Consider the following 22,890-nt stretch of genomic DNA (forward strand, 5'->3'; position numbering starts at 1 on the left):
CACACCCCGCCCCCCCCCCGGGGGTGCCCGGGGGGGGCCCCCCCCCCCCGCGGGCGTTACCACACCCCCCCGCGGCGCCCGCGGCGCCCCCGCGCGTTCCGGCGACGGCGGAATCAGACGGCCGCGGTGCCGGCCTGGGAGAGCTGCTGGATGACCCGGGTGACGCCCTCGACGACATCGGAGTCGTCGGCCGGGCGGTGGGTGTCGGCGAAGCGGGTCACGGAACCAGGTATGAAGAGCCTGGCGCACGCGAGGACCGCGGCACCGACGGACGTGCGGACTCCGTGATGCGCCCACGCGCCCGCCGTACTGGCCGAAGGCGGTGACGACCACGGCGACCGTGTGGGGGCACGTAACGGCATCGCTGCAGGTGAGAGCCCTCCAAGCCGACTCGACCTGCACCAGGGCCGCGCCGATGCTCGCCCACTGCAATGAGGGAACCTCCTCTTTTGGGTCTTGCCGCTGCATTGCTGGACTACGTCAGCGCGGCACCGTCCGCCAGACCGGATGTGACCTCGTCGTACTATCAAGTGACTGTCAACAGTCTTCGCGGCGCAGCCGTACGTCGAGGCGTTGCCCCCGTGCCGTGCAGACAGCAGGGTGATTCACCATGGCCGGCGGTTTGCTGGACCGGCAGCTGTCAGCAGAAACAGGCAATGATGAGCGAGCAGAACAACCCCACCGCCCCCGCCGGTACGACGGCCCGCGAACTCTCACTCGACGGCTCCACGCTGCTCCGCCGCCGACGGCGGGTTCTACGGCAGCTCGGCTTGTGCGTGCTCGTGCTCGTGCCGTGGACCATCTACCTGGCAGTGTCGCTGCCGGATCGCTTTGAGGCCCGGCACTGGCCCTGGGTGTGGGTGGGCTTCGACGTGATGCTGCTCGTGACACTGGCCGGTGCGGGAGTGGCGGTGTGGTTGAGACGCCAGGTCCTGGTCCCGTTGTCGTTCGTGGCAGCCACGCTCCTCCTCTGCGATGCCTGGTTCGACATTTCCCTGAGCTGGGGAAAGGAGGATGTGTGGGCGAGCGCCGCCTCGGCCGTGCTGGTTGAGCTGCCTCTCGCCGTCCTGCTCATCTTGCGGGCGCGACGGGTGCTGAAGATATCGATGAGGCTGGCCTGGCAGCGGCTCGGCCTGGAGGGAGATCCTCCGCCGCTGCACAAAATGCCGTTGCTCGTCGCCGTGGCACCATCGCGGAGCAGTGAGGCTGCCACGAACGGAGCCGAGGACGTCTGACGTCGCCGAAGGCGACTTCGGTCACCACTCGCTGCTGAAGCTCCGCACGCACCTACACCGTGCCCAGGCCCCGATCCGTCATGCCGACCGCATCAAAATTCCGCTGCTCCCTGTCCAGGGAAGGCCGCACGTTGTGTTGCGGCCTCCTCAGACAGAGGCGACTGCCATCGCAGACCGTGCTTGCCGTCCGGCACCCTGACGCTGTCCCGCTCGGTCCCAGCCACGAGCAGCGCGTCGGCAACCTCTATGGCGTCGTGCACACGCCTGGTTCCCGTCATGACGCACAGCGTGTAGCTGACGTCCTCGAGCTCACGTGCCCCTTCCGGCTTCTCGCTCTCGGCGAGCGCGATCTGCAGGGACGCGTACCGGGTGAGCAACTGCCTGACGACCTTCGGATCCGGAACGAGCGGCACAGACAGGCCCCTTCTTTCCAACTTCGGGTCGAGTGCCCCGTCACGGGCGGGAGTCGGGTGCGCCGCGTCGGTGCCTGACACCTTTTGTACCTCCATGGTACTTGCCTGCATGGGTGGATGTCCGTTTGCCGGGCGGTCGGTTGTTGTCCCGACATCTCACGCTCGGCGGCTGCAGCGTCCGTGCATTCGAGGCTCCTTGCCTCGCAGTGAAAGACCAGAAGGGCCCAACGTCTGTGACGGACAACGCTTCTACGGACCAGCAGCGCGGGCGACGGTGCCCAAGACGGCCGGCGCAGACCAGGTGTCGGCGCGGAGTTGATGCTTGCCGTTCCTGAGACTCCCGCGTCGAGGCTTCCGCACACGTTCCCGCAGATGGCCGGGCGTCGGCGCCGGGAAGAGCTGGACGGTGCCGACCCACCCAGGCCCAAGGATTTCGCGAGGCACCATGGCGCCTGCCGGCCGGCGAACGCGGTGCGTTTGACCGATCTCAATGACGATGTCGCACATCACACTGATGAACAGTGTCACACATTGGGTCGCGGTCCGGTCCTGGTTGGGTGCGAGCCCGATGGGTGATGAGTGAGGTGGATCATGAGGGTCACATGTCGCCGGAGACCAGCCTCTTCGGCAGGTTCCGGCTTCGGCGGGGGCGACTCGGAGAGCGGCGTGGCCATGCGGCGCGTCGGACATGAGGACAGATGCGGGGACGTGTCTCCTTCCGCCGACCTGGTCGACCGGAGGCCCGTCGGCGGGCTCGTGCGCACTCCCCCGCCCCGTCGCCGTCGTGGTGGTGGGCGCGGGTGACGCGCTCGGAGCGGCTCATGTCGGTGTGGGATACGCGCTGGAGCGGCGCGGTGTCGTGCCAGACATGATCATCGACACCTCGCCGCGCTAGGGCCCTTGCCGCCCAACGTGCTCACCTGCCGTTTCGTGCCTCAACCGGAGGTGCTGGCACGCGCGGCGCTGTTCGTCACCCATGGCGGGATGAACAGCGTCAATGAGGCCATGTACGCCGCGGTTCCGATGTTGGTGGTCCCCCAGGGCGCCGACCAGCCGATGGTGGCCCGTCGCGTCGTCGAACTCGGCGCGGGCCTGACGATCCGTACCCAGGACGTCTCCACGGCTTCCGTGCGTTTCCTCGCCGAGCGCCTGCTCCACGGCACCCGGTTCCGGGCAGCCGCGGCAACCCTGCAGGCTGCCCAGCACGAGGCGGGTGGATATCGGCGCGCAGCCGGCGAACTCGAGTGGTACCTGCAGGCGACCGGCTCGGCCGGTCGGCCGGCCCTCGTCGATACGTCACAGCGAGGCTGACCGATGTCACACCTCGTTGTCGTCCTGCTGCTGTTCGCCGGGGTGTCGGAGGCTGCCGGGCGCATCCTGCCTCTGGCGGTTCGCCGGCCCGGCATGTCGCGGACCTTCCTGGCCGGGTTGCTGCTGCCCGCCGGCCTCGTCGAGGTTGCCGTGTTCGCCCTGTGGCCGGCGACCGCCTGGAACCTGGCCGAGGTGGTGCTGTCCTCTCCACCGCCCGGAGCGCACTTGGTGTGGACAGCGGGCCTGGTCGCCCCACTGCTGCTCGCCGCCGTCCTTGCGTTCCCGTTGCTAGGGCCCCTGCTCCACCTGTTGCTCTTCGTGGGGGTCGGAGCCGGCCTGGCCGGCCCGCTCGCAGCGGCGACCGGCCTCGGCTGGTGGAGCGCCGCGGGCTACGTGGCCATCGCCGGGGTCGGCCTTGGCTTCGCTGTGGAGACCGGTCGGCGACTGGTCGTGAGGATCAGCGCACCCCGAGCATCGGAGTCCATCACATGAACGACCTCGTGCTCTGGGCCTGTGTACTCGGGCCGGCTCTGCTCGCCGAAGGCCTGCTCGCCCGCTACGAGGTGCTGGCCTACAGCGCCGGCTGGCGGGCACCTACCACCGAGCTGCCGAGTGGTATGCCCTACGCCCGCGGTGCGGCTGCTGACAGTCCCCCGGCCGCCTACCTGGTCTACCTGGACGGCATCGGGAAACGTCGCGTACGGGACACTCGGGACGGCGGCCAACTGGTCAAGGCCGTGATCGCGGGAGCGCCGGAGCTGCGGGTGCTGGGTCAGGTGCAGCCCTACTCGCCGCTGGCCGACCCGCTTGCCGAGCGGCCGGTGTGGGCGTGGCTGCGCCGCCACGCCGGGCTGCTGCTGTTCCTGCACAACGTCATGCAGGTCTTCGTCGCCGCCGACCACCGGTACCGCCCCCTCTACAACCGGGCCGTCGGCTGCCAGATCGCCACTCAGCTCCGGCTCGCCGGCTACCAGCCCGACAGCGGTATCCCCGTGGTGCTGCTCAGCTACAGCGGCGGCGCCCAGGTCGCCACCAGCGCCGTCGACGAACTGCACACCCAGCTGCGCTCCCCGCTCGTACTGATCACACTGGGTGGGTTCCACAACGGCGCCGACGACCTCACCCATGCCGAACACCTGCATCGGCTCACCAGTGCGAGCGACCGGATCGAGCGCGTCGGCACCTGGATCTTCCCTCAGCGCTGGCGGTTGTTCCGCCGTAGCGGATGGAACCGCGCGCGACGTGCCGGCAAGATCACCGTGCATCGACTCGCTCCTGCCACCCACCTCGGGCCGCGTAGTTACATCAGCCCGGAGGGACGGCTGCCCGATGGCCGCAGCTACCTCGACCGTACGACCGACACAGTGATAGCACTCATCCGCGCCCACCACAGCGCGACCGCGGCGACAGACACCCCGGTGCCGGGAAGGACCTGACCCGAGCGCGCAGCGGACACGGCTTACCGCCGAGGTCGCCTCGGACCTGACTGTGCGAGAACGCGTTGAGGTACTACGAAATGATTGCTTCTCTCGGCTGCTCGCTGGGCGCGGGCGGCCGAGACGGACAGCGACAGCGGCGGGTCAGGCGTTGGTCACCGACCGGAGGGCGGCACTACGGTCGCCGTCGAGTCCGGCAAGCAGACCTCGCAGACGGGGGCCGTACTCGGGGTGGGCGAGGGCGAACGCCATCTGGGCGACAAGGTAGTCGGCCGGGTTGCCGGTGTCGTACCAGCGGCCGTTGATGACCTGTCCGTACACCGCGCGGGTGGAGGCATAGGCGTTGATGGCGTCGGTCAGGTAGATCTCGCCGGTCCGGTGCTCGTACCAGCGGCGGGTCTGCTCGCGCAGTTCGTCGATGATGCCGGGGGTGACGACATAGCCGCCGATGGCCGCGTACGACGACGGGGCGGCAGCAGGCTCGGGCTTTTCGACCAGGCCGGTGATGCGCAGTTGGCCGTCCCCGAGGTCTTCCTTCACGATCGGTACGCCATAGCGCTGGGAGTCGGAGGGGTCCATCGGTATGAGGGCCAACACCGGGCAGCCGGTCTGCTCATACGCGCGCATCAACTGCTGGGCGCGGGGGACCTCGGCCACGAAGACGTCGTCGGGCCACAGCACCAGCACGGGCTCGTCGCCGAAGGCACGGGCAGCGTTCAGCACGGGGGTGCCGTTGCCGTACGGGCCGTGCTGGTCGAGGTAGGTGATGTGGCCCTGGCCGGCCAGTTCCGCGACCTCCTCCACCGCGTCCGCGTAGGCCGTCTTGCCGTCTGCGCGGAGTTGTTGGACGAGGGCGGGGTTGGGGCGGAAGTGGTCCTGGATGAGACTCTTGCCGCCGGAGACCACGATGGTGATGTCGGTGATGCCGGAGTCCACCAGCTCGCGCACGGTGTGCTCGATGACCGGCTTGTCGCCGACCGGCAGCATCTCCTTCGGTGTCGCCTTCGTCAGGGGCAGCAGACGGGATCCGAGTCCAGCGGCGGGGATCACAGCCCTGCGAATCGTCGGGGACATCACAACTCTCGGTCGATCGGCACCGTACCGGTCGGCACGGCACGTGTTGACGCCCGGGTCCGCGCCTGCGGCCGGCGCCGTGGTCGCCCGCCACGGTACCCGGTACGGCACCGGAACGGCCACCGCCGGTGGGCGCGCGGACGCCCCTTCGGCCCGGCTGTTTGGCTCCCGGTCCATGGGGCTGCCCGTACCGGGTGGTCGTGTTCGGCGCGTTCGGATCCTGGGGTGTGCAAGGAGAGACCGGCGTGGACCCCGGCCAGGCTCTCACGTCCCGAACTCGCCGACGGGCGGGCCGTCCAGGCCATCGCGGCCATGCGCGCGGCGGACACCGGACTCCGTGCCGCCGCGGCACGTCGCGGCGCGTGACGCCGACTGATCGCCGACAAGGGACACCACAGCGCCGCGGCCGCGAAGAAGACCGCCCGCAGGCATCCACGCGCCCCAGCACCGCGCCGGGGCGGACATGGCCGTGGCCATGACGATGTGCAGGAGACCGTCTGTCCGCACGCGTCACACGCAGCTGCGCGGAAGAACGTGGTGCCGCAGGTCGTGAAGGGCTGCGGCCACCAACAGCACTGTCAGCAGGGGTAAACGACGGTTATGGCACTCCTGCGTCTTGTGCCCTGCCACGGAGCATTGTTGCTTCGGGCTGCGCCGACCTCGCCGGGAGAAAGCCACGGGTCAGTTCGCGGGGCGCGGAGCACGCAGGTGGGCCCGCTCGGCCAGTTCCTTCTCGTCGACCAGCGTGAGCATCGGCCGGCCCGGCGCACAGAGCATCGTGACGACGAACCGGCACGGCACATCGGCTCGGGCGTTGCCGTCCTGGTAATGGATCACGTCTCCGCCCGGCTCCCAGAAGGTCTCGCCGGCCTTGACGATGCGTTCTGGCTCTCCCTCCAGTTCGAAGCGCACCTCGCCCTCGATCACGTATCCGAAGGCCGGCCCTGAGTGACGGTGCGGAGGCGTGCCGGGGTCACCGGGCGGCCACTCGATCAGAACGGTCATGCCTGAGGCGCCCTCGGGGATATGGGGCGGCTTGGCGTCCTGCAGCATCTTCGCCGCGGTCATCCACGTCCCGGAACGCGCCTTGTCGTCGCTCACGGCCGCTGAGTTCTTGGTTGACACTGTGCACCTCCGTTGGTCGTTGCCCTGGCGGGGACAGCGTTCTTCATTTCTGGCTCCCCGCACGGCTGTTCCTTATGGACGACCGAGGACAGGAGGCATATGTGACAGAGGCCGCCGCTTTCAGACTGCTCCCATCGATGTCACAACAGTGGTGCGAGACCTGTCATGTAGTGCACGTGGCCGACTTCGGTGTCACCAGACGCACACAGGGTCGATGAGCCCTCTGGGAGGGATTCACATGAGAGTCGTTGTCGCAGGAGCCACCGGATTGATCGGCTCAAGAACGGTTGCCAGGCTCCGTGACCATGGAGTGCAGGTCGTGCCCGTCTCACGTCGCCATGGCGTCGACCTGATCACGGGTAACGGTCTCGACGAGGCCTTGCGGGGGGCCGAGGTGGTGGTGGACGTCACCGATGCGCCCGTGCGTACCGAGGAAGCCGGTCTGCATTTCTTCCGCACTGCGACGGCCAATCTCCTGGCCGCGGCGGCCTCGGCCGGCGTGGAGCATCACATGGCCCTGTCGGTGGTGGGGGCCCAGCGGCTGCGGTCGGGCTACTTCCTCGCGAAAGAGCTCCAGGAGTACCAGGTACGAAAGTCTCCGATCCCCCATTCGATCGTGCGTGCCGCGCTGACCTTCGAGACCCTCCAGGCCATCGCTGTCGCGGACACCAGCCCGGACGGGGTCCACGTGGCGCCCGCGCTGGTCCGTCCGGTGGCGACGGACGACGTCGCTGCCGCGGTCGCGCATGTCGCCGTGGGGGTGCCGCTGCTCGGCACGCACGAGGTGGCCGGCCCCGAGGAGTACCACCTCGACGACCTCATGGCGAAGCTCCTCGCCGCCGATGGTGTCGACAGAAGTGTGGTCACCGATGTGCGCGCCAGACTCTTCGCCGCCCTGGTGGGCAAAGGCGCGCTTCTGCCCGAACCGGGCGCCCAGATCGGTCCCACGACTTTCAGCACGTGGCTCGCGCAGCGCTGACGCGCGCGGACGCGGCGGCGGCCTCCCCAGGCACATCTCTTACGGGCGGCCGCCACTGCGCACTCGTGGCCGCGGCCGCCGTCCGCCTTCACCTCCCCACGCCTTGACAGGAAAGCCTCGATGAGTGAGCTCGACCAGATACCCGACCGTGACGTCGAGGAGACGAGGGAATGGCAGGCCTCCCTCGAGGCCGTCATCAGGCATGCCGGACCCGAGCGCGCCGTGTACCTGCTGCGGCGCGTGCACGAGTACGCGGCCAGGTCCGGAGTGGCCCTCCCGGGGCTGCTGGCCTCGGACTACATCAACACGATCCCGGCGTCGTCCCAGCCGGCCTTTCCGGGCGATCTCGCCATGGAGTCGCGCATCACCGCGCTGAACCGGTGGAACGCGGCCGCGATGGTCACCCGCGGTTCCCGTCTGGGTCTCGGAGGCCACATCGCGACCTACGCGTCTGCGGCCTGGCTCTATGAGATCGGGTTCAACCACTTCTTCAAGGGCAAGGACGGAGACGGCTCCGGGGATCATCTGTACTTCCAGGGGCATGCCTCGCCCGGCATCTATGCGCGGGTGTTCCTGGAGGGGCGGCTGAGCGAGGAGCAGTTGGACGGTTTCCGCCGGGAGGCCGACGGCCACGGCCTGCCGTCGTACCCCCACCCGAGGCGCCTTCCGTGGCTGTGGGAGTTTCCGACCGTCTCCATGGGGCTCGGCCCCCTCTCCGCCATATACCAGGCCAGGTTCAACCGCTATCTGCACGACAGGGGAATCAAGGACACTTCCGGGTCGCGTGTATGGGCCTTCCTGGGAGACGGGGAGATGGACGAACCCGAGTCGACGGCCGCACTGGCGCTCGCCGCCCGCGAGGGTCTCGACAACCTGACTTTCGTCATCAACTGCAATCTTCAGCGGCTGGACGGCCCCGTGCGGTCGAATTCCAAGATCGTGCAGGAGCTCGAGGCCCGGTTCCGCGGTGCGGGCTGGAACGTGGTCAAGACCCTGTGGGGCGAGGCCTGGGACCCCTTGCTCCAGCGGGACACCGACGGCTCCCTCGTACACCGCCTGGGCGAGATACCCGATGCCCAGTTCCAGACCTACGCCGCGCGGGACGCCGCCTACATCCGCGAGCACTTCTTCAGCGGCGATACACTCTCCGGCATCGCCGCCGGACTGAGTGACGCGCAGCTCACCGACCTGTTCGTGAACTCCCGGGGCGGGCACGAACCTCTCAAGGTCTACGCCGCCTACCGGGCCGCGGTCGAGCACCGGGGCCAACCCACCGTCGTCCTCGCCCAGACGGTGAAGGGACACACGCTGGGTGCGAGCTTCGAGTCACGCAACACCAACCACCAGATGAAGAAGCTGACGATGTCCCAGTTCCGTCAGATGCGTGACGCCTTGGAACTGCCCATTCCGGACAGCGCGTTGAACGGGGATCTGGTGCCGTTCTGGCACCCTGGTGAGGATTCGGAAGAGGTCCGGTACCTGCGTGAGCGACGTGCTGCTCTGGCAGGCCCTGTCCCGGTGCGCAGGGTGGTGGCCAAGCCCCTGAAGCAGCCACCGTCCGGCCCCTTCGACGCCCTCCGGAAGGGCTTCGGCAAGCAGGAAGTGGCCACCACGATGGCTCTGGTCCGGCTGGTCAAGGACCTGATGCGCGACGAGGAGACGGGGCGACGCTGGGTGCCCATCATCCCCGACGAGGCGCGGACGTTCGGCATGGAGTCCCTGTTCCCGACGGCCGGGATCTACTCGCCGCTGGGTCAGAACTACGAGCCGGTCGACGCCGACCAGTTGCTTCGCTACAAGGAGGCCAAGGACGGCCAGCTCATCGACGAAGGCATCACCGAGGCCGGTTCCATGGCCGAGTTCACCGCCGCGGCGACCTCGTACGCCACGCATGGCGAACCCATGATCCCCTTCTACATCTTCTACGCCATGTTCGGGTTCCAGCGAACCGGCGACCAGTTCTGGGCCCTGGGGGACCAGATGGGCCGCGGCTTCGTCGTCGGAGCGACGGCCGGCCGTACGACGATGACCGGCGAGGGACTGCAGCACGCCGATGGGCACTCCCACCTGCTGGCATCCACGAATCCGGCCGCCGTCGGCTACGACCCCGCCTTCGCGTACGAGATCGCGGTGATCGTGAAGGAAGGGCTGCGGCGGATGTACGGCGACCAGCCCGAAGACATCTTCTACTACCTGACGGTCTACAACGAGCCCAAGCTCCAGCCCGCCATGCCCATCGGGTCAGCGGTCGAGGAGGGGATCGTGCGGGGCATGTACCGGTTCCGGCAGGCGGAGCCCCACGACGCCGGACCGCGGATCCAGCTGCTGGCCTCCGGAACGGCCATCCACTGGGCGCTCAAGGCCCAGGAGCTGCTCATGTCCCAGTGGAATGTCCACGCTGACGTCTGGTCAGTGACGTCCTGGACGGAGCTGCGCCGCGACGCGCTGAACGCCGACGCGGCGCGGCGGCGGGGCGAGGAGCGCGTCCCGTATGTGACGGAGGCGCTGTCGGGTACGCAAGGGCCCGTCCTGGCGGTCAGCGACTGGATGCGCCAGGTGCCCGATCAGATCAGCCAGTGGGTCGATCAGGACTACTCGTCACTGGGAACGGACGGCTTCGGACTGTCGGACACCCGCGACGCCGTGCGCCGTTACTTCGGAGTCGACGCCGAGTCCGTCGTAGTGGCCGCCCTGGACCAGCTGGCGCGGACCGGAGCGGTCGATCCGGACACGGTTACCCAAGCGCGCGCTCGCTACGACCGGCAAGGGTGACCACCTTGCCGACGGCATGACGCGCCAAAAGCGAATCATGAAAACCGCGTCACAAGGAGAACCGCTCTCCGGTCACTCCTGGTACAGGCCGAAATTCTTTGAGAGGAACCCGTTATGAAGGTAGTAGTGATCGGTGGAACGGGGCTCATCGGCTCCAAGCTGGTCGGAAAGCTCAACGAGCATGGGCACGAGGCGGTCGTGGCCGCACCCACCACTGGCGTCAACACTCTGACGGGTGAGGGCCTGGCCGAGGCCCTGAAGGGCGCGTCGGTCGTGGTGGACGTGTCCAACTCCCCCTCGTTCGCTGACGACGCCGTCATGGACTTCTTCCGCACCTCCACGACCAACGTCCTCGAGGCGGAGGCCGAGGCCGGCGTGGGGCACCATGTGGCACTGTCCGTGGTCGGCACCGAGCGCCTGCAGGAGAGCGGGTACTTCCGCGCCAAGCAGGCCCAGGAAGAGCTGATCAAGGCGTCCGGAATCCCCTACTCCATCGTCCACGCCACCCAGTTCTTCGAGTTCGTGAAGGCGATCGCCGACGCGGCCACCGAAGGCGACACCGTGCGCCTGGCCCCCGTCAAGATCCAGCCCATCGGCTCCGACGACGTGGCCGCAGCCGTCGGCCGCGCCGCGGTGGATGCCCCGGTCAACGGGGTGGTGGAGGTCGCGGGCCCCGACGCGTTCCAGCTCGACGAGCTCATCCGTGCGGCACTCGCCGCCAAGGACGACTCCCGCACGGTGGTCGCGGACGAGCACGCCCCCTACTGGGGTGCCAAGCTGCAGGAGGCCACGCTCCTGCCGGGTCCGGACGCGCACATCGCCGAGACCAAGTTCGCCGACTGGCGCGCGCAGCAGCAGTAAGTCCTGCCGGGGTCCCTGCCGACGGCAGGGACCCCACGGTGCTCCGACCACAGGTTCGTCTCACCGGTTGAGCGGCCGCGACCTCCTGCCCCACGCCGGCTTCGCATCGGTGACAAGTCCCCGGTACACAGCGCCCGTTGCCGTGCAACCGGGTCTGCACCCTCACATCATCAGAAGGCTTCCTCGCCCTGCCCGAGGCCGAGTCCGGTGGTCCAAGAGGTGAACGAGACGCCCGTCTGGTAGACGTCGCTGACGCCTGGCACGAAGAAGTACGTGCTGCGGCTGGTGTGATCCGGCATGGCCAGCGTCATGGAGCTGACCTTGAGGGTGTGTTCGGGTGCGTCGGGGATGTTGTAGATCGCGGTGGTGTGCAGCGGGGAGTCAGGCCTGAGCACAAGGGTGCCGCCGCGCCCGTTGACGGAGACCGGGATCGGCTTGGTCTGGTCCGCCGGTCCGGTGAGGGATATCAGCGGGGTGTCTTTGAGGGTGCAGGTGATGCCGTCGTGGGCGAGCACGGTCAGATCGAAGCTGCGTCGACTGGTGCCCGCGGTGTAGCCGCCGAAGTAGAACGAAACGTCATCGATGGCGCAGGGACGGATGGTCGCAGCGCCGGCGGCCGGCCGTTGGGCAGTGCTCTTGTCGGCAGACGTCCAGCTGCCGATGGTGGCGCTTGCCACCGCCGCAGCGCTCAGCAGGATCGCGATGGCTGTCGCGCTGATGGCCGCCGCGCGAGTTCTCAGACGCATGAGGTGCCTCTCTTATGGAACGAAGGTGGTCCGTGGGCTGCCGGAACCGGCTCGGTCGCAGGGCGGGGTGGTCAGAACGCGCCCAGACCGTGCGGAACTCCGAGACCGGTCGGTCCGTCCCAACCCGGACCCGCGTTGCACAGGGCGGCACTGACGCCGGGGTAGGAGGCGCACTGGTGGTAGGCCTCGTTGTTGCCGCTCGTAATGTCCGTGAAGTCGGCAGCCGGTGCGCTGTAGAGGCTCTTGGGCCCGTTCACGGCGGAAAGGTGTCCGGCACGGGCGAACAGTCCGGCCACGTAGGGCGCTGACGCGCTGGTGCCGCCGGCCACCACCCAGTTGTTCGGCTCGCCGCTGCTGGGAGCGTATGTGTCGCGAACCGCCACACCGGTGGCGGGGTCCGCATCCGCGGAGATGTCGGCCGCGCCGCGGTGACCGCCGCAGGAAGCCGTGATCCTGGCCGGCTGGCCGGTGGCAGCGGGGAAGACGGACTCGCAGCCGCTACCCGCGGCGTACCACGCGCTGGCCTTGCCGACGGTGGGCAAGGTGACCCCGCCCACGCTGATCACCGAGGGCAGGTTGGACGGCCAGGCCTGGTGAATGCCGCCGTTGAACCCCTCGTCGCCGGTCGACGCGGTGATGGCCACGCCCTTGTGGTCAAAGGCGGAAAGGCGGGAGCCATGCGTGTTCTGGACATCCGCGGTGTAGCCGTAACTCACGCTGACTGCCGAAGCGCCGGCGGCCACCGCGGTGTTCACCGCTTTGGCGAAGTCATCGGTCGAGACATCGTTGTTGTCCTGAGCATCCTGCCAGGGGACGGAAACCTCCAAGAGGTGGCAGGTGGGGCAGGCCGCGGAGGCCATGTCGAGGTCGAGCGCGGTCTCGAGGGCCACCTCCTCCTCCACGAGCTTGCCCTGCGCTCCCGTTTGCGGAGCAGGCTGTTTCCCCCCGGTGTGGTTCTCCAACTTGAGGCAGCCGGACGCCGTGGTGCAGGCGGGCAGCCCGAACGTCTTGCGATATACGGCCAGGTCCTTTTCCAGAGTCGGATAGACGCCCGCGTCGATGATGGCGATGGTCCGGGTGCTGTTGGAGGCGGCAGGCAGCCCGTAGGCCTTCTGCAACTCGGCGGGGCCATAACCGGCGGGCGCGGCCGAGCGCAACGGAGTACTTCCGCTCGTGCCCTCGGTGACGACCCTGGCGTGGCACTGAGGACAGACAGTCCGTGTGGCGTGATGCTCAAGCAGCGTTCCGTCGATCACCTCCTCGTGCACGCGGGCCACGCTCTCTCCGGAGTTCGCCGTCCCGGCCAGCCGCGTGATGCCGGGCCCAGGTGTCGCGGGCCCAGGTGTGTCGGCAACCGCAGACGACGAACCGATACCGGTTGCCACCAGGGAGCCCGCCACCAGAGCGACGAGCCCGAACGCACCTCCCACCCACCGCGTTGACGACTCCAACATCCGTATCCGTCCTCTGTGTCTCACGTGCCCTCAATCCACTCGGGGGTTTGCCGCTGTCGGCCCCACGACACGAAGAGCCCTTGGCGAATCGTTCGATGATGCGATCCCCGGATCGGTTGTGTGGCCTTGATCACATGAGAAACGGACAAACTCTGATGAAATGAAGGCGAGTTGAGACCGTTATGGCTCTGTGCAGGAGCGCGGTCACCCACTGTGTTCATGGTCAGGATGGAGCATTCAAGGTGCCCTGGTGAGCTAGGGCTTGTAGCCGACAGTCGAGAACTCGAGTCTTACGGGCCGCCGTTATGTGGCGCGCCGATGCGGGCGGCTGAGAGTTCTTCGCGGCTAGGCACTGAGCTGCCTCGCGTCTCAGGTCCGTGCGGAGTCGGCGGTCGCGCTGGGCGAGATGGCTGAGCTGCGGGCGGAGAACGCCGATCTCAAGCTCCGCCCGCGCAGGTGGCAGGCCCGGCACACTACGGGCCGCGCATCGGAGGACGGCACTCGTGAGTGACGGCCGACCCGGCAGAGCAACAGGGGACGTTCGAGCTCGAAGCGTCTGCCGGCTTCGAACCTCGCCTCGTCCAGGAGCAGCATCTTTGGGCGATCACGGACTTGCCCGGGAGCACCGTGCCGCCAGGAGAAGCGACGAGGCCGCGGCCGACTAGGGCATCAGGAGTTCGATCGCTAGGCGGCAGTCAGGGACGCACGCACTCCTCGACGAAGCCGTGTACCCAGGTACGCCTCGCGATCTCGAGCGGCAGGTCAGCAGGGCAGGGGGCGCCTCCGCGGTGGGCACGGCGATGCCCCGCGGATGGCGGTGCGGGTCGTCAGCGGCCGGTGAAGACGGCGTCGCGGCGTTCGACGAAGGACCTTACGCCCTCAGCGGCATCAGCGGTGCTGAAGAGCCGGGCGATGTCGGGGCGCAGTTGGGCGACGGCCTCGGCATCACCCAGCTCGCGAGCCCGTTGGGCGGAGGCGAGAGCGGCACGCACGGCCAGCGGTGCGGATCGCTCGCTGATGACGCGCCCGATCTGCTTGGCTCGCTCGATCGCCGTGGCGCCATCGGGGAGGACTTCCTGGATCAGGCCGATGCGGTGGGCCTCGGCGGCGTCGAACTCTTCGCCGGTCAGGATCCAGCGCATCGCGTTGCCCCATCCCGCTTCGCGGGGGAAACGGAACGTGGCTCCGCCGAAGGGGTAGATCCCACGGCGGACCTCGAGCTGGCTGAACCGGGCGTCCTGAGCGGCCACGCGGATGTCGGCGGCCAGCAGCAGTTCGATGCCCGCGGTCATCACCCAGGCCTGAGCGGCTGCGACGAGGGGCTTGGACCACGTGCCGTCCCGCCGCCACGGGTCACGGCCGCCCTTCGGGACGTCGAAGTCACCCGAGGCCAGTTCGGTGCCGACATCGATCATGTCCAGCCCGCCGGTGAAGTGGTCGCCGTGGCCGAACAGCACCCCGCACCACAGGTCCTCGTCGGACTCCAGCAGCCCATAGGCCATCGACAGCTCGCTGATCATCTGCCTGGTGAAGGCGTTGCGCTTGGCGGGGCGGTTCAGGCCCATCAGCAACACGTGTCCGTCCCGTTCGACGGTGATCGTGGCCGCGTTCGCCGACGTGGAACTCATGACTCCTCCAGTTGAACATTGGTACTCAGTTGAATACTGGGACTCATGCACGCCGATGGGTCGCTCATCTTGCGGGTGCGGACGATGAAGTCCCACGTCCGGCCGTGACAAGGCGGTCTGCCTCCCCCTCGTGGTCCACGCGGCAGCCGGAGTCAGTGCGGCGGACGCACCTCCGCGATCACATCGGCCTTCTCAGTACAGCGATCCACTCCTCGGGCCAAGGCGTGCTCGTGGCACCGTTGAGATGGTCCCGGTCGATGTGGGCGGTCACGTAGCGGCCACGCGCGGCCCGGCGACGCGGCCGCCCCCGGAACTCCTCGCCCCAGACCTCGAAGGCGAAGGTCATCGAGGTGGTGCCGATCCGTATCAGCTCCACGACCGTGCGGACGTCCTGGCCGAAGTAGAGCGGTGCCTCGAAGTCCACCTCGTAGTGGACGCGGGGTGCGACCGGGAAGTAGCCGTGAAGGCCCCTCTCGGCCATGAGCGAGGCCTCCGCGGCCTCCACGAAACGGACGATCGTACTGTTGTGGTAAATGCCCCCTGCGTCCGTGTCGATCCACTCGATTCGCGTCCGGTGGACTCCGAGCGGGTTCTGGTGCTTGAGCCGGGTGGTCATGCGGGCACCGTGTCAGGACGCGGCGTCCACCGCAGGTGCACATTGCCGGGGGCTCCCTCACACACCAGCGCCAGCCGCGGCGGGATCTTGCCGGTGCGGAAGGCCGGTGGCTTGCGCCGGCCCGCCGTCCACTGCACCGGCCGCTCCGCGCCGCTCTCGTGCATGTGCGCTCCTTGGGTTCGTGCCGGCCCCGTGTCCAGGTCGGACCTTGAGATCAAGCATGTTTGCTACGGGCGGGGAACGGAATTATCGAGTCGCTCATGTCGGTGTGACCGCCCTGATCACACCGACATCTGTCGGTCGACTTTCCCCTGCTGTGAACCAGTGGCCGACCACGCTTGACCCCTGCCGGCAAGAGTGGCTCCGGCATGTTTTGAAGTGGATCACGGCAGTGTCGACAGCTGCCTGTAAGCGCTGGTCTTCCTTGAGCACGGCACCCGCAGATTCGACCTCACCGGCGTCACCGCCGCCCCCTGTCCACTGGGCACAAGGTGATCGGCGCCCCCGCGAAGCCCTTGTTCCTGCAGCGGCGAGCCGCAGAGTCCTGCGCACCCGCTTCCGCGGCGGCCTGGTCAGGGAGTACAGCTATCCCGCTTGACCAGCCGCGCTGATCATTCGAGCCGCGCATCCTCGCGTCGTCGCACCCCGCCCGGCGCTCCCCCGCCGTTCACGGCCCCTCCGGGTGCCCGGGCCTCAGGCTGCCGTCGTACGATCGAGGCAGGTGAGCCGGGAAGTCTGGTCGGCACTGTTGTCCGTCGGTCCCGGAGGCATTGGTGCAATCTTCCCCGTCGTGCTGCTCCACCGAACGCAGCAAACTACTCGGGTGCGGGTTCTGATGCGCGGCGGCGCGTATCTGGAGGCCGACTGGCGGCGTGAGACGCTGCGAACGAATCTGTGGTTCGTGCCCGCGGCCGTGGTGCTGGCCGCTGCGGGACTCTTCGCCGCCACCTACAGCTTCGACCGCGCCGTCTACAGCGGGCATGCCACGCTTCCCTCCTGGGTGCTCTCCGGCCATGCCGACGAGGCACGCCAGATCCTGTCGACGATGGCCGCGGCGATCATCACCGTCGCCGGTCTGGTCTTCTCCATCACGATCGTGGCGCTGACGCTGGCCTCCACCCAGTTCGGACCGCGCATGCTGCGCAACTTCATCCGGGACCTGGGGACGCAGTTGACCCTGGGCACGTTCGTGGCCACGTTCTTCTACACCGTGGTCGTGCTGGTCGTGATCAGCCCGGGTCCGCACGGTGACTTCGTACCCCATCTGTCCGTCACCGTCGCGCTGGGACTGACCCTGGTCGACCTCGCCGTCCTGATCTACTTCATCAACCACATCGCCACGAGCATCCAGTTGCCGCACGTGATCGCCGGCATCGCGCGCGACCTGTCCGGGGCGATCGAGGCCCAGGGAGGCGAGGACCCCGCTGCGCCCGCCGACCGGGAGTGCGGGCCCTCCTGGGAGGAACTCCTGGTCAAGGTCGAGGAGTCCGGCGCGGTGATCCGCACTCCGCACAGCGGGTATCTGCAGTTCATTCGCCATGAGCGACTGGTCAGGATCGCCGCCGACGCCGACGCCGTCATCCACCTGCCGTACCGGCCGGGGCACTTCCTGGTCGAGGGGCATCCCCTGGCCGCCGTGTGGCCGGCCGAGGCCGCGGCCCAGGTGGAACAGCAGCTCGCCCGAGGGCAGATCACAGGCCCTTACCGGACCCTGACCCAGGACGTCTCGTTCGGTGTGGACCAGCTTGTCGAGATCGCCATCCGCGCGCTGTCCCCGGCGGTCAACGACACCTTCACCGCCATGACCTGCATCGACTGGCTCGGCGACTGCTTGTGCCGCATCACCACGGGCTGGCACCCGCGGCGGGTGAGGCGGGACCCGAATGGCTGGGTGCGGCTGATCGCCTACCAGGCGGACTACGACCGACTCATCGCGCGGTCCTTCGAGAAGATCCGGCAGGCTGGAGCGGGCATGCCGGCGGTCATGATCCGGCAGCTCGACGCCCTGTCCAAGATCATGGAGCAGACCCTGGAAGCGGAGCGCCGCCACGTGCTGATGGACCAGGCGGACCTGATCCAGCGGTCGTGCGACGACACCGTACGAGAGGAAAGCGACCGCCGCGATGTGCGGGTCCGCTACGAGGCCTTGCAGGCGCAGATGAAGGCCGGTCCCCGCCGGTGACCGAGGTCGCGGCCGACCACGGTCGTGACATCCCGGCAGCGGTCGGGCGTCGCTGCCGCATCCGGCTCGCACTCCGAACAGTTCGTACATCACCAGTGGGATCCGGAGTCGCGAGCGCCGGACGGCACCGCCGGGGCCCTGCCCGGCGCCGCGCGATCCCGCTGAGCAGGACGGACAATCAGTAGTCGGTGGCTGGGAGCCTCCTGCGGCTTTGAGATCTCCTGCGTGATCAGCGGCCCGGCGAGTGAGCTACCCCGCCGGCATCACGAGTCGGGCCCCCGCCCACGGCCCGAGAGCCGTCGACGGGGGCCACTGCCGTGCGGGATGTCTAGCTCCGGGGCGTCACTCGGAACGAACGGATGAGGGTCTGGCTCACCGCGTTCCCCGCCGCATCCTCGGCGGCAAGCCGGATCGAGGCGAAGCCGCCGGACTTGGGCAGTGCCAGCGCCACGGTGCCGTGGTCGCCGACGCGGTTGACCTTGACGGTCCTCCAGGTCTTGCCGTCATCGAAGGAGACCTGGAGGCCCAGAGCGGTGGTGGCGGCCCGGCCGCCGCGTTCGGCGGCCACCGTGAAGGTGTAGGTCCGGCCGCCGACGATGGAATTTGCTGTGTTCAGCGGGCCGTTGAGTCGGGCGTTGAGCAGGGGCACGTCGGTCAGCGCGTCGGTGTCCGGCCTGGCCGAGGTGAAGGTCCAGGTTGCCGAGGCCTCGGTGCCCAGGGGCGTCCAATCGACATTGCGGGTGCCAGTCGACTTCAGTTCATAGACGGCCTTCTCGTCCGAAACAGGGACCATGAGCTGGTCAAGGCTGTCCAGCGACGCGATCTTCACGCCGTTGCGGTAGAGGACCGAGGAGCCCTCGGCGCCACCGACCGCAGTAGACAGGCTGCCGGTGTTCGCTGCGGCCGTGGAGAACAGGCCGGGGGTGAGGAAGAGCAGGTCCTGACCGCACAGAGCATCCAGCGTCCGGGCGCGCAGCGGCGCCTGGTTCCACACCCGGGTGTACGCCCGGTCCGCCAGGAAGCGGGTGACGGGGGCGAACTGGCTGTCCACAAAACCGAAGGCGTCCGGAACGCGTACCGCGAACTTCCGATCCCACTGGATCGTGTCGTCGGTGGTGTAGTACCGGGTCTGCTTGCCGGGGATCGGGACCTCGTTGGAGAACTCCCCGGCCAGACCACCGTAGAACGGTACCGGGGTGTCGATTCGCACGCCGTACGGCTTCCCGGGCTCGCCGGCATAGGTCTCGGACACCCGGCCGAGCTCACTGTCGTGGATTCTGCGGGTGAGGGTGGCGGGGATGCTGCCCTTGGTGTTGACGGCGAGGTTGTAGGCATAGCTCGAGGCCGGCTTGCCTGCGGCTGCGGGAACCGAACCGCTCCACTGCTGGGCAGCGAGGTACCAGAACTGGTGGCTGGTGACCTTGGCGGTCGGCGTCGCGTAGACATGGTCGCCCGGAACGGGCTGTACGCCCTTCTGGTTGCCGTATCGGCCGTCGGCGGTGATGGACGTGACGCCGACGAACATCCCGCCGCTGGTCGCGTTCGCCTTGTCGACGGTGAGGTTGACCGGCTTGGCCTCGCGGCCGTCGAGGCTGACCGAGGTGTCGGCGCTGAGCTTCACCCCGGGCTTGGAGTACAGGACCGCTGTGTGCGTGGCGAAGGAGATGTTGGTCGTGGCCAAGTCGTACTCGCTGTCGGGCAGCCGCAGAGTGGCCTTGCCGTCGGCGTCGGTCGTGGCGCTGAAGAACTGACCGTTCCGGACGTCGAAGACGGGCACATAGGCTTCCGGGACCGGCTTGCCGTCACGGTCGAGAACGCGGAGCGAGAGGTCGTGCATGCGGGGCTCGGCGTAGATCCCGAAGGCGTCCCGGACAGCGATGCCGTCGTCCGCCGTGGCGACGACGGAACCGCCGTAGGCACCGACCATGGTGCTGTCGACCGTGGCCTTGAGGGTGGCGGAGGCAGTGCCGCCGGCCGGAACGGTCAGGGTGTCGGTGGACAGCGCGAAAGCACCGGCGGGGACGGTCTTGCCCTGGGGGCCGTTTGCGTCGACGGCCAGGTGCAGGGTGACGTCGGTGGCGCCGTCGTTGGTGTACGTGACGGTGCCGGTCCGGCTGATGCCGTCGTGCGGCCAGTCGGCCTTGCCGAAGCTGATGCTGTCGGAGGTGGCGCGCACGCTCTGCTTGGCGGCGCGGGCGACGTCCAGGCGGCCGCTGCCCTGCTCGTAGGCGGTCAGACCGGGTAGGCCGTGGGCGGCGCTGGTGAGAGCGGCCTTGAGGTCGGCGGCCTTCCAGGTCGGGTGCTCCTGCGCGAGCAGCGCGACGGCGCCGGTGACATGCGGAGTGGCCATCGACGTACCGGACAGTGTGGTGTACCAGGAGTCCACCGGGGTGCCCAGGGTCGTGCCTGCCGCCCGTGCCGCGGTGATGTCCTCACCCGGCGCCACGATGTCGGGCTTGACGGCGAAGTCGTCGATCCGCGGGCCGCGGCTGGAGAAGTCGCTGAGCGTGTCCTGCTTGGTGGTGCTGCCCACGGTGAGCGCGGAGTCGGCGATGCCCGGGCTGGTCACGGTGCCGCCGTAGTAGTCGACCTCGGGGGCGCCCAGGTTGCCGGCGGCCACCACGAACAGGGTGCCGTACTGGTCGGTCAGCGAGTCGACCGCTTCGGTGAGCGGAGTCGTCTTGGAGCCCGCGGGTCCGCCGAGGCTGAGGTTGACCGCCTTGGCGCCCTGCTGCGCCGCCCAGGTCATGCCACTGATGACCGCATCGTCGTAACAGGCGCCGTAGTCGTCGCAGACCTTGCCGACCAACAGCGAGGCATCGGGCGCCATGCCCTTGTACTTACCGCCGGAGGCCGCGCCGGTGCCGGTCATGATGGAGGCGGTGTGGGTGCCGTGCCCGTTGCCGTCCACCACCGTGCCGGAACCCGTGAAGTCCACGGCCGCGCCGTCGGCGACCTTGCCCTTGAAGTCCGGGTGAGCGGTGTCCTAGCCGGTGTCGAGGTCGGCGACGGTGACACCCTTGCCGGTGTAGCCGAGGGTGTTCCACACCTCGGGAGCTCCGACGATCGCGGTGCTCTGGTCCAGGCTGACCCGGCTGCGGCCGTTGAGCCAGAGCTTGTTCAGCGGGCCGCGCAGACCCTGTGAGCCGGTGACGAAGCGCCAGAACGTGGCGGCGTCGCGCTTGTGCGGGGCGATGGTGCCGCCGTGCAGCACGGACAGCGTGCGGGTGACGGGCGCGCCGAACTGCTGGACCGCGGCGCGGGCGGCGGCGGTCTTACCGTTGCGGCCGGCGTAGATGAGCGAGAGGGAGTCGCTCGACGCGTCGTCGTAACCGTCCTTGAGCAACTCGGTCACATCGAAGAGGCGGGAGTCGAGTCGGCCCGCGGCCAGGAGAGCCTGTGCGTCCGACGGCACGACGGAGATGTGGCGGTCGGTGCCGTTCCAGTAGTGGGAGATCTGGAACCGGACGTCACTGCGTTTCGGTCCTTGTCGCACGCTGACGGAGGGAACACCACCGACACCCTGGCTGACGGTCACCTTGTCGCCGGTGATCAGCGTGACGGTGCGGATCGGCTGGGCCCCTGCCGATGCCGTACTCGTAGCAGGGGTTGCGGCGAGCGAGACTTCAGACGCCTGTGCGGCACCGGGTATGGCGCTGATGATCAGGCCGGCCAACGCTGGGAACAGGGCCCAGCCGGCTCTTACGCGCATGTACGTACCTCTGTACCGTCCGAGAGACCGGTGACGCGGACGGCGAACGGTGAGGTGCCCGGCGGTCGCCGAACCCCTGAGACACGGTGTGGACTCCTCCCGCTGCGACGGCACTTGTGGTCCGCGCAGCGCAGGGTTCCGCAACCGGATTTTCGGTCACGGGAATCGTGACTCTCCGGGGCGGCGAACGGTTGCATCGTGCAAGCCTGTTCTTGAAGAGATCGCATCGGCGGATTGCTGGTGATCCACCATCCGAGCCAGCGGCGGCCGCCCCTGCGGCGGCCGGTGTGCCGGCGCAGCCGGTAGCACAGTCGGGCGGGCCGGACCGGTAGCACAGCAGCCGGGCCACCGACAGGCGCCCTGTCAACGCCGGTTCGCCTCGCACGGCCCACAGACGGCCCCGAACGTCCACAAGTTTCCACCTGCGGTGCAGCGACTGTTGTCTGTCGGTCTTGGCCGTCCTTGGACCGCCTAGCACGGCCCAGAAACGGCCCAGCTCTTGGTGATGCCTACGTCAGTCGCCTTGCTCGACGCGACGAGCCCTCGCTCTGCCCCAGAGCACAAGCACCCCACCGAGCACGGTGACTACCAGGCCCAGGCCGGCAAGATTTGCCCTCGTTCCGAAAGAGAACCCGAGGAGCGTCGGCCCGCCGTCCAAGACGAAGCCACCGCCCATCGCCACCCAACCCCAGCCGACCATAGGCAATCCCGCATACGCCGCGTTTCCTCGGCCGTTCAAGGCCAACACGCCCAGGAGTACGAAACAAAAGCCGGGGACCAACATCAACGAGGCAGACACGCGGGAACACTATCGCGCGGGCGGTGGAGTCCCAACGGCCCTGCCGAGCGCCGCTACCCGGTCCTGGAGCACCAGTTTGGAAGACGGCGTATGCAGATGGCGGTTGACCTGGGAATCCCCTGACCCGGGCTGGAGCGCGACTGTCATGGCGTTCCCCGTGAGCCCCCGGGAGATCCCGCCGGATCGGACACGCAAGAGGCACCGCCGGCACTCGCGTGCACCGGTAATGGTTGGGGTGCGTCGGTGGTCTCAAACGCGCCAGCGGTCCCAGAGTAGCCACTTCGTGTGCCGGGGCAGGTGATGACGCCAGAGCCAGAGGGGCAAACGCCGGTGCCGGACAAACGTCCAGAGGTCGTCGTCGGCTTCGTTGCCCCTAAGAGTCATCCCGTATTGGGATGCCACCCGATCAGTTCCCGCGCAGGGATACCGCCGTTGGGCGCGGCGTTTCCTGCGTGGGCGGCTGTTCCGACGTGGTCCTTGTGCCGCTGATTCGCGGGTCGGGTCTCATTCGGGGTGGGCCGGTACCGGTCGGTGGTGTTTCGTCGAG

20 protein-coding genes and 1 pseudogene are annotated in these 22,890 nt (G+C 68.4%); 10 read left to right on the forward strand and 11 right to left on the reverse strand.

The genetic code is table 11. The features are described from left to right. The first annotated feature begins 656 nt into the window (after window positions 1-656). Window positions 657-1,235, forward strand: coding sequence for a hypothetical protein (locus ABZ904_RS44715; RefSeq protein WP_359408158.1), 579 nt, complete (start codon window positions 657-659; stop codon window positions 1,233-1,235). Window positions 1,236-1,327: 92 nt separating this feature from the next. Here ABZ904_RS44715 and ABZ904_RS44720 read toward each other — a convergent pair whose 3' ends face one another. Continuing rightward, complete coding sequence (locus ABZ904_RS44720) at window positions 1,328-1,648, reverse strand: DUF5133 domain-containing protein (protein ID WP_361003854.1); 321 nt, start codon at window positions 1,646-1,648, stop codon at window positions 1,328-1,330. 688 nt (window positions 1,649-2,336) lie between these two features. On the opposite strand from ABZ904_RS44720, the gene ABZ904_RS44725 reads away from it, so the two are divergent. Genes ABZ904_RS44725 through ABZ904_RS44740 form a run of 4 tightly spaced genes read left to right on the forward strand, consistent with a single transcriptional unit; the run spans window position 2,337 to window position 4,395 of the window. Continuing rightward, entirely contained in the window at window positions 2,337-2,543 is a 207-nt protein-coding gene (locus ABZ904_RS44725) for a hypothetical protein (protein WP_361003822.1), read from the forward strand. Window positions 2,544-2,560: 17 nt separating this feature from the next. Then, entirely contained in the window at window positions 2,561-2,959 is a 399-nt protein-coding gene (locus ABZ904_RS44730) for a nucleotide disphospho-sugar-binding domain-containing protein (RefSeq protein ID WP_361003857.1), read from the forward strand. Window positions 2,960-2,962: 3 nt separating this feature from the next. Continuing rightward, window positions 2,963-3,451 (forward strand): hypothetical protein, encoded by a 489-nt coding sequence (locus ABZ904_RS44735; protein ID WP_361003824.1) that lies wholly within the window; start codon window positions 2,963-2,965, stop codon window positions 3,449-3,451. Further along, entirely contained in the window at window positions 3,448-4,395 is a 948-nt protein-coding gene (locus ABZ904_RS44740; protein WP_361003827.1) for a hypothetical protein, read from the forward strand. Before ABZ904_RS44735 ends, ABZ904_RS44740 begins: the two co-directional genes overlap by 4 nt. Before the next feature lie 144 nt (window positions 4,396-4,539). Here the strand turns inward: ABZ904_RS44740 and ABZ904_RS44745 are convergent, their stop codons facing one another. Continuing rightward, a complete protein-coding gene (locus ABZ904_RS44745) occupies window positions 4,540-5,469 on the reverse strand; it encodes a UTP--glucose-1-phosphate uridylyltransferase (RefSeq protein WP_359408146.1) in 930 nt (309 codons plus the stop codon). Between the two features lie 225 nt (window positions 5,470-5,694). Here ABZ904_RS44745 and ABZ904_RS44750 point away from each other — a divergent pair, with 225 nt between their 5' ends. Continuing rightward, on the forward strand, window positions 5,695-5,835 hold the full coding sequence (locus ABZ904_RS44750) for a hypothetical protein (protein ID WP_359408143.1): 141 nt from the start codon (window positions 5,695-5,697) through the stop codon (window positions 5,833-5,835). 315 nt (window positions 5,836-6,150) lie between these two features. Here ABZ904_RS44750 and ABZ904_RS44755 read toward each other — a convergent pair whose 3' ends face one another. After that, entirely contained in the window at window positions 6,151-6,537 is a 387-nt protein-coding gene (locus ABZ904_RS44755; RefSeq protein ID WP_361829878.1) for a cupin domain-containing protein, read from the reverse strand. 295 nt (window positions 6,538-6,832) lie between these two features. Here ABZ904_RS44755 and ABZ904_RS44760 point away from each other — a divergent pair, with 295 nt between their 5' ends. From ABZ904_RS44760 to ABZ904_RS44770, 3 genes are all read left to right on the forward strand, one after another. Further along, a complete protein-coding gene (locus ABZ904_RS44760) occupies window positions 6,833-7,573 on the forward strand; it encodes an SDR family oxidoreductase (protein ID WP_361003830.1) in 741 nt (246 codons plus the stop codon). Between the two features lie 120 nt (window positions 7,574-7,693). Beyond that, complete coding sequence (aceE, locus tag ABZ904_RS44765; protein ID WP_361829868.1) at window positions 7,694-10,345, forward strand: pyruvate dehydrogenase (acetyl-transferring), homodimeric type; 2,652 nt, start codon at window positions 7,694-7,696, stop codon at window positions 10,343-10,345. A 114-nt stretch (window positions 10,346-10,459) separates the two neighbouring features. After that, window positions 10,460-11,206: an SDR family oxidoreductase gene (locus ABZ904_RS44770; RefSeq protein ID WP_361003836.1), complete on the forward strand. Its 747-nt coding sequence runs from the start codon at window positions 10,460-10,462 to the stop codon at window positions 11,204-11,206. 170 nt (window positions 11,207-11,376) lie between these two features. On the opposite strand, the gene ABZ904_RS44775 is transcribed toward ABZ904_RS44770, so the two are convergent. The 5 genes from ABZ904_RS44775 to ABZ904_RS44795 all read right to left on the reverse strand — a co-directional run bounded on the left by ABZ904_RS44775 (window position 11,377) and on the right by ABZ904_RS44795 (window position 15,814). After that, window positions 11,377-11,952 carry a hypothetical protein gene (locus tag ABZ904_RS44775; protein ID WP_361829870.1) on the reverse strand — a complete coding sequence of 192 codons (576 nt, stop codon included), beginning with the start codon at window positions 11,950-11,952 and terminating at the stop codon, window positions 11,377-11,379. 71 nt (window positions 11,953-12,023) lie between these two features. Then, window positions 12,024-13,406, reverse strand: a complete 1,383-nt coding sequence (locus ABZ904_RS44780; RefSeq protein ID WP_361829872.1) for a peptidase S8 — start codon at window positions 13,404-13,406, stop codon at window positions 12,024-12,026. Window positions 13,407-14,233: 827 nt separating this feature from the next. After that, the gene (locus tag ABZ904_RS44785; protein ID WP_361829874.1) at window positions 14,234-15,034 is read right to left on the reverse strand and encodes a crotonase/enoyl-CoA hydratase family protein; all 801 of its coding nucleotides are present in this window, start codon (window positions 15,032-15,034) and stop codon (window positions 14,234-14,236) included. Window positions 15,035-15,212: 178 nt separating this feature from the next. Further along, on the reverse strand, window positions 15,213-15,650 hold the full coding sequence (locus ABZ904_RS44790) for a thioesterase family protein (RefSeq protein ID WP_359408122.1): 438 nt from the start codon (window positions 15,648-15,650) through the stop codon (window positions 15,213-15,215). Then, window positions 15,647-15,814: a hypothetical protein gene (locus ABZ904_RS44795; protein ID WP_359408119.1), complete on the reverse strand. Its 168-nt coding sequence runs from the start codon at window positions 15,812-15,814 to the stop codon at window positions 15,647-15,649. Before ABZ904_RS44795 ends, ABZ904_RS44790 begins: the two co-directional genes overlap by 4 nt. 659 nt (window positions 15,815-16,473) lie before the next feature. Between ABZ904_RS44795 and ABZ904_RS44800 the strand changes: the two genes are divergently transcribed. Then, complete coding sequence (locus tag ABZ904_RS44800) at window positions 16,474-17,832, forward strand: DUF2254 domain-containing protein (protein WP_361003849.1); 1,359 nt, start codon at window positions 16,474-16,476, stop codon at window positions 17,830-17,832. A 328-nt stretch (window positions 17,833-18,160) separates the two neighbouring features. Here the strand turns inward: ABZ904_RS44800 and ABZ904_RS44805 are convergent, their stop codons facing one another. The 3 genes and pseudogenes from ABZ904_RS44805 to ABZ904_RS44815 all read right to left on the reverse strand — a co-directional run bounded on the left by ABZ904_RS44805 (window position 18,161) and on the right by ABZ904_RS44815 (window position 21,544). Continuing rightward, entirely contained in the window at window positions 18,161-19,759 is a 1,599-nt protein-coding gene (locus ABZ904_RS44805) for a carboxypeptidase-like regulatory domain-containing protein (protein WP_361829880.1), read from the reverse strand. A gap of 294 nt (window positions 19,760-20,053) precedes the next feature. Beyond that, window positions 20,054-20,803 (reverse strand): annotated as a pseudogene (locus ABZ904_RS44810) (S8 family serine peptidase); the annotation flags it as partial. A 15-nt stretch (window positions 20,804-20,818) separates the two neighbouring features. Further along, entirely contained in the window at window positions 20,819-21,544 is a 726-nt protein-coding gene (locus ABZ904_RS44815) for a hypothetical protein (protein ID WP_361003851.1), read from the reverse strand. Window positions 21,545-22,890: the final 1,346 nt, after the last annotated feature.

Origin of the sequence: Streptomyces sp. NPDC046900, from assembly GCF_040644975.1 — a bacterium.
Classification (GTDB): Bacteria; Actinomycetota; Actinomycetes; order Streptomycetales; family Streptomycetaceae; genus Streptomyces.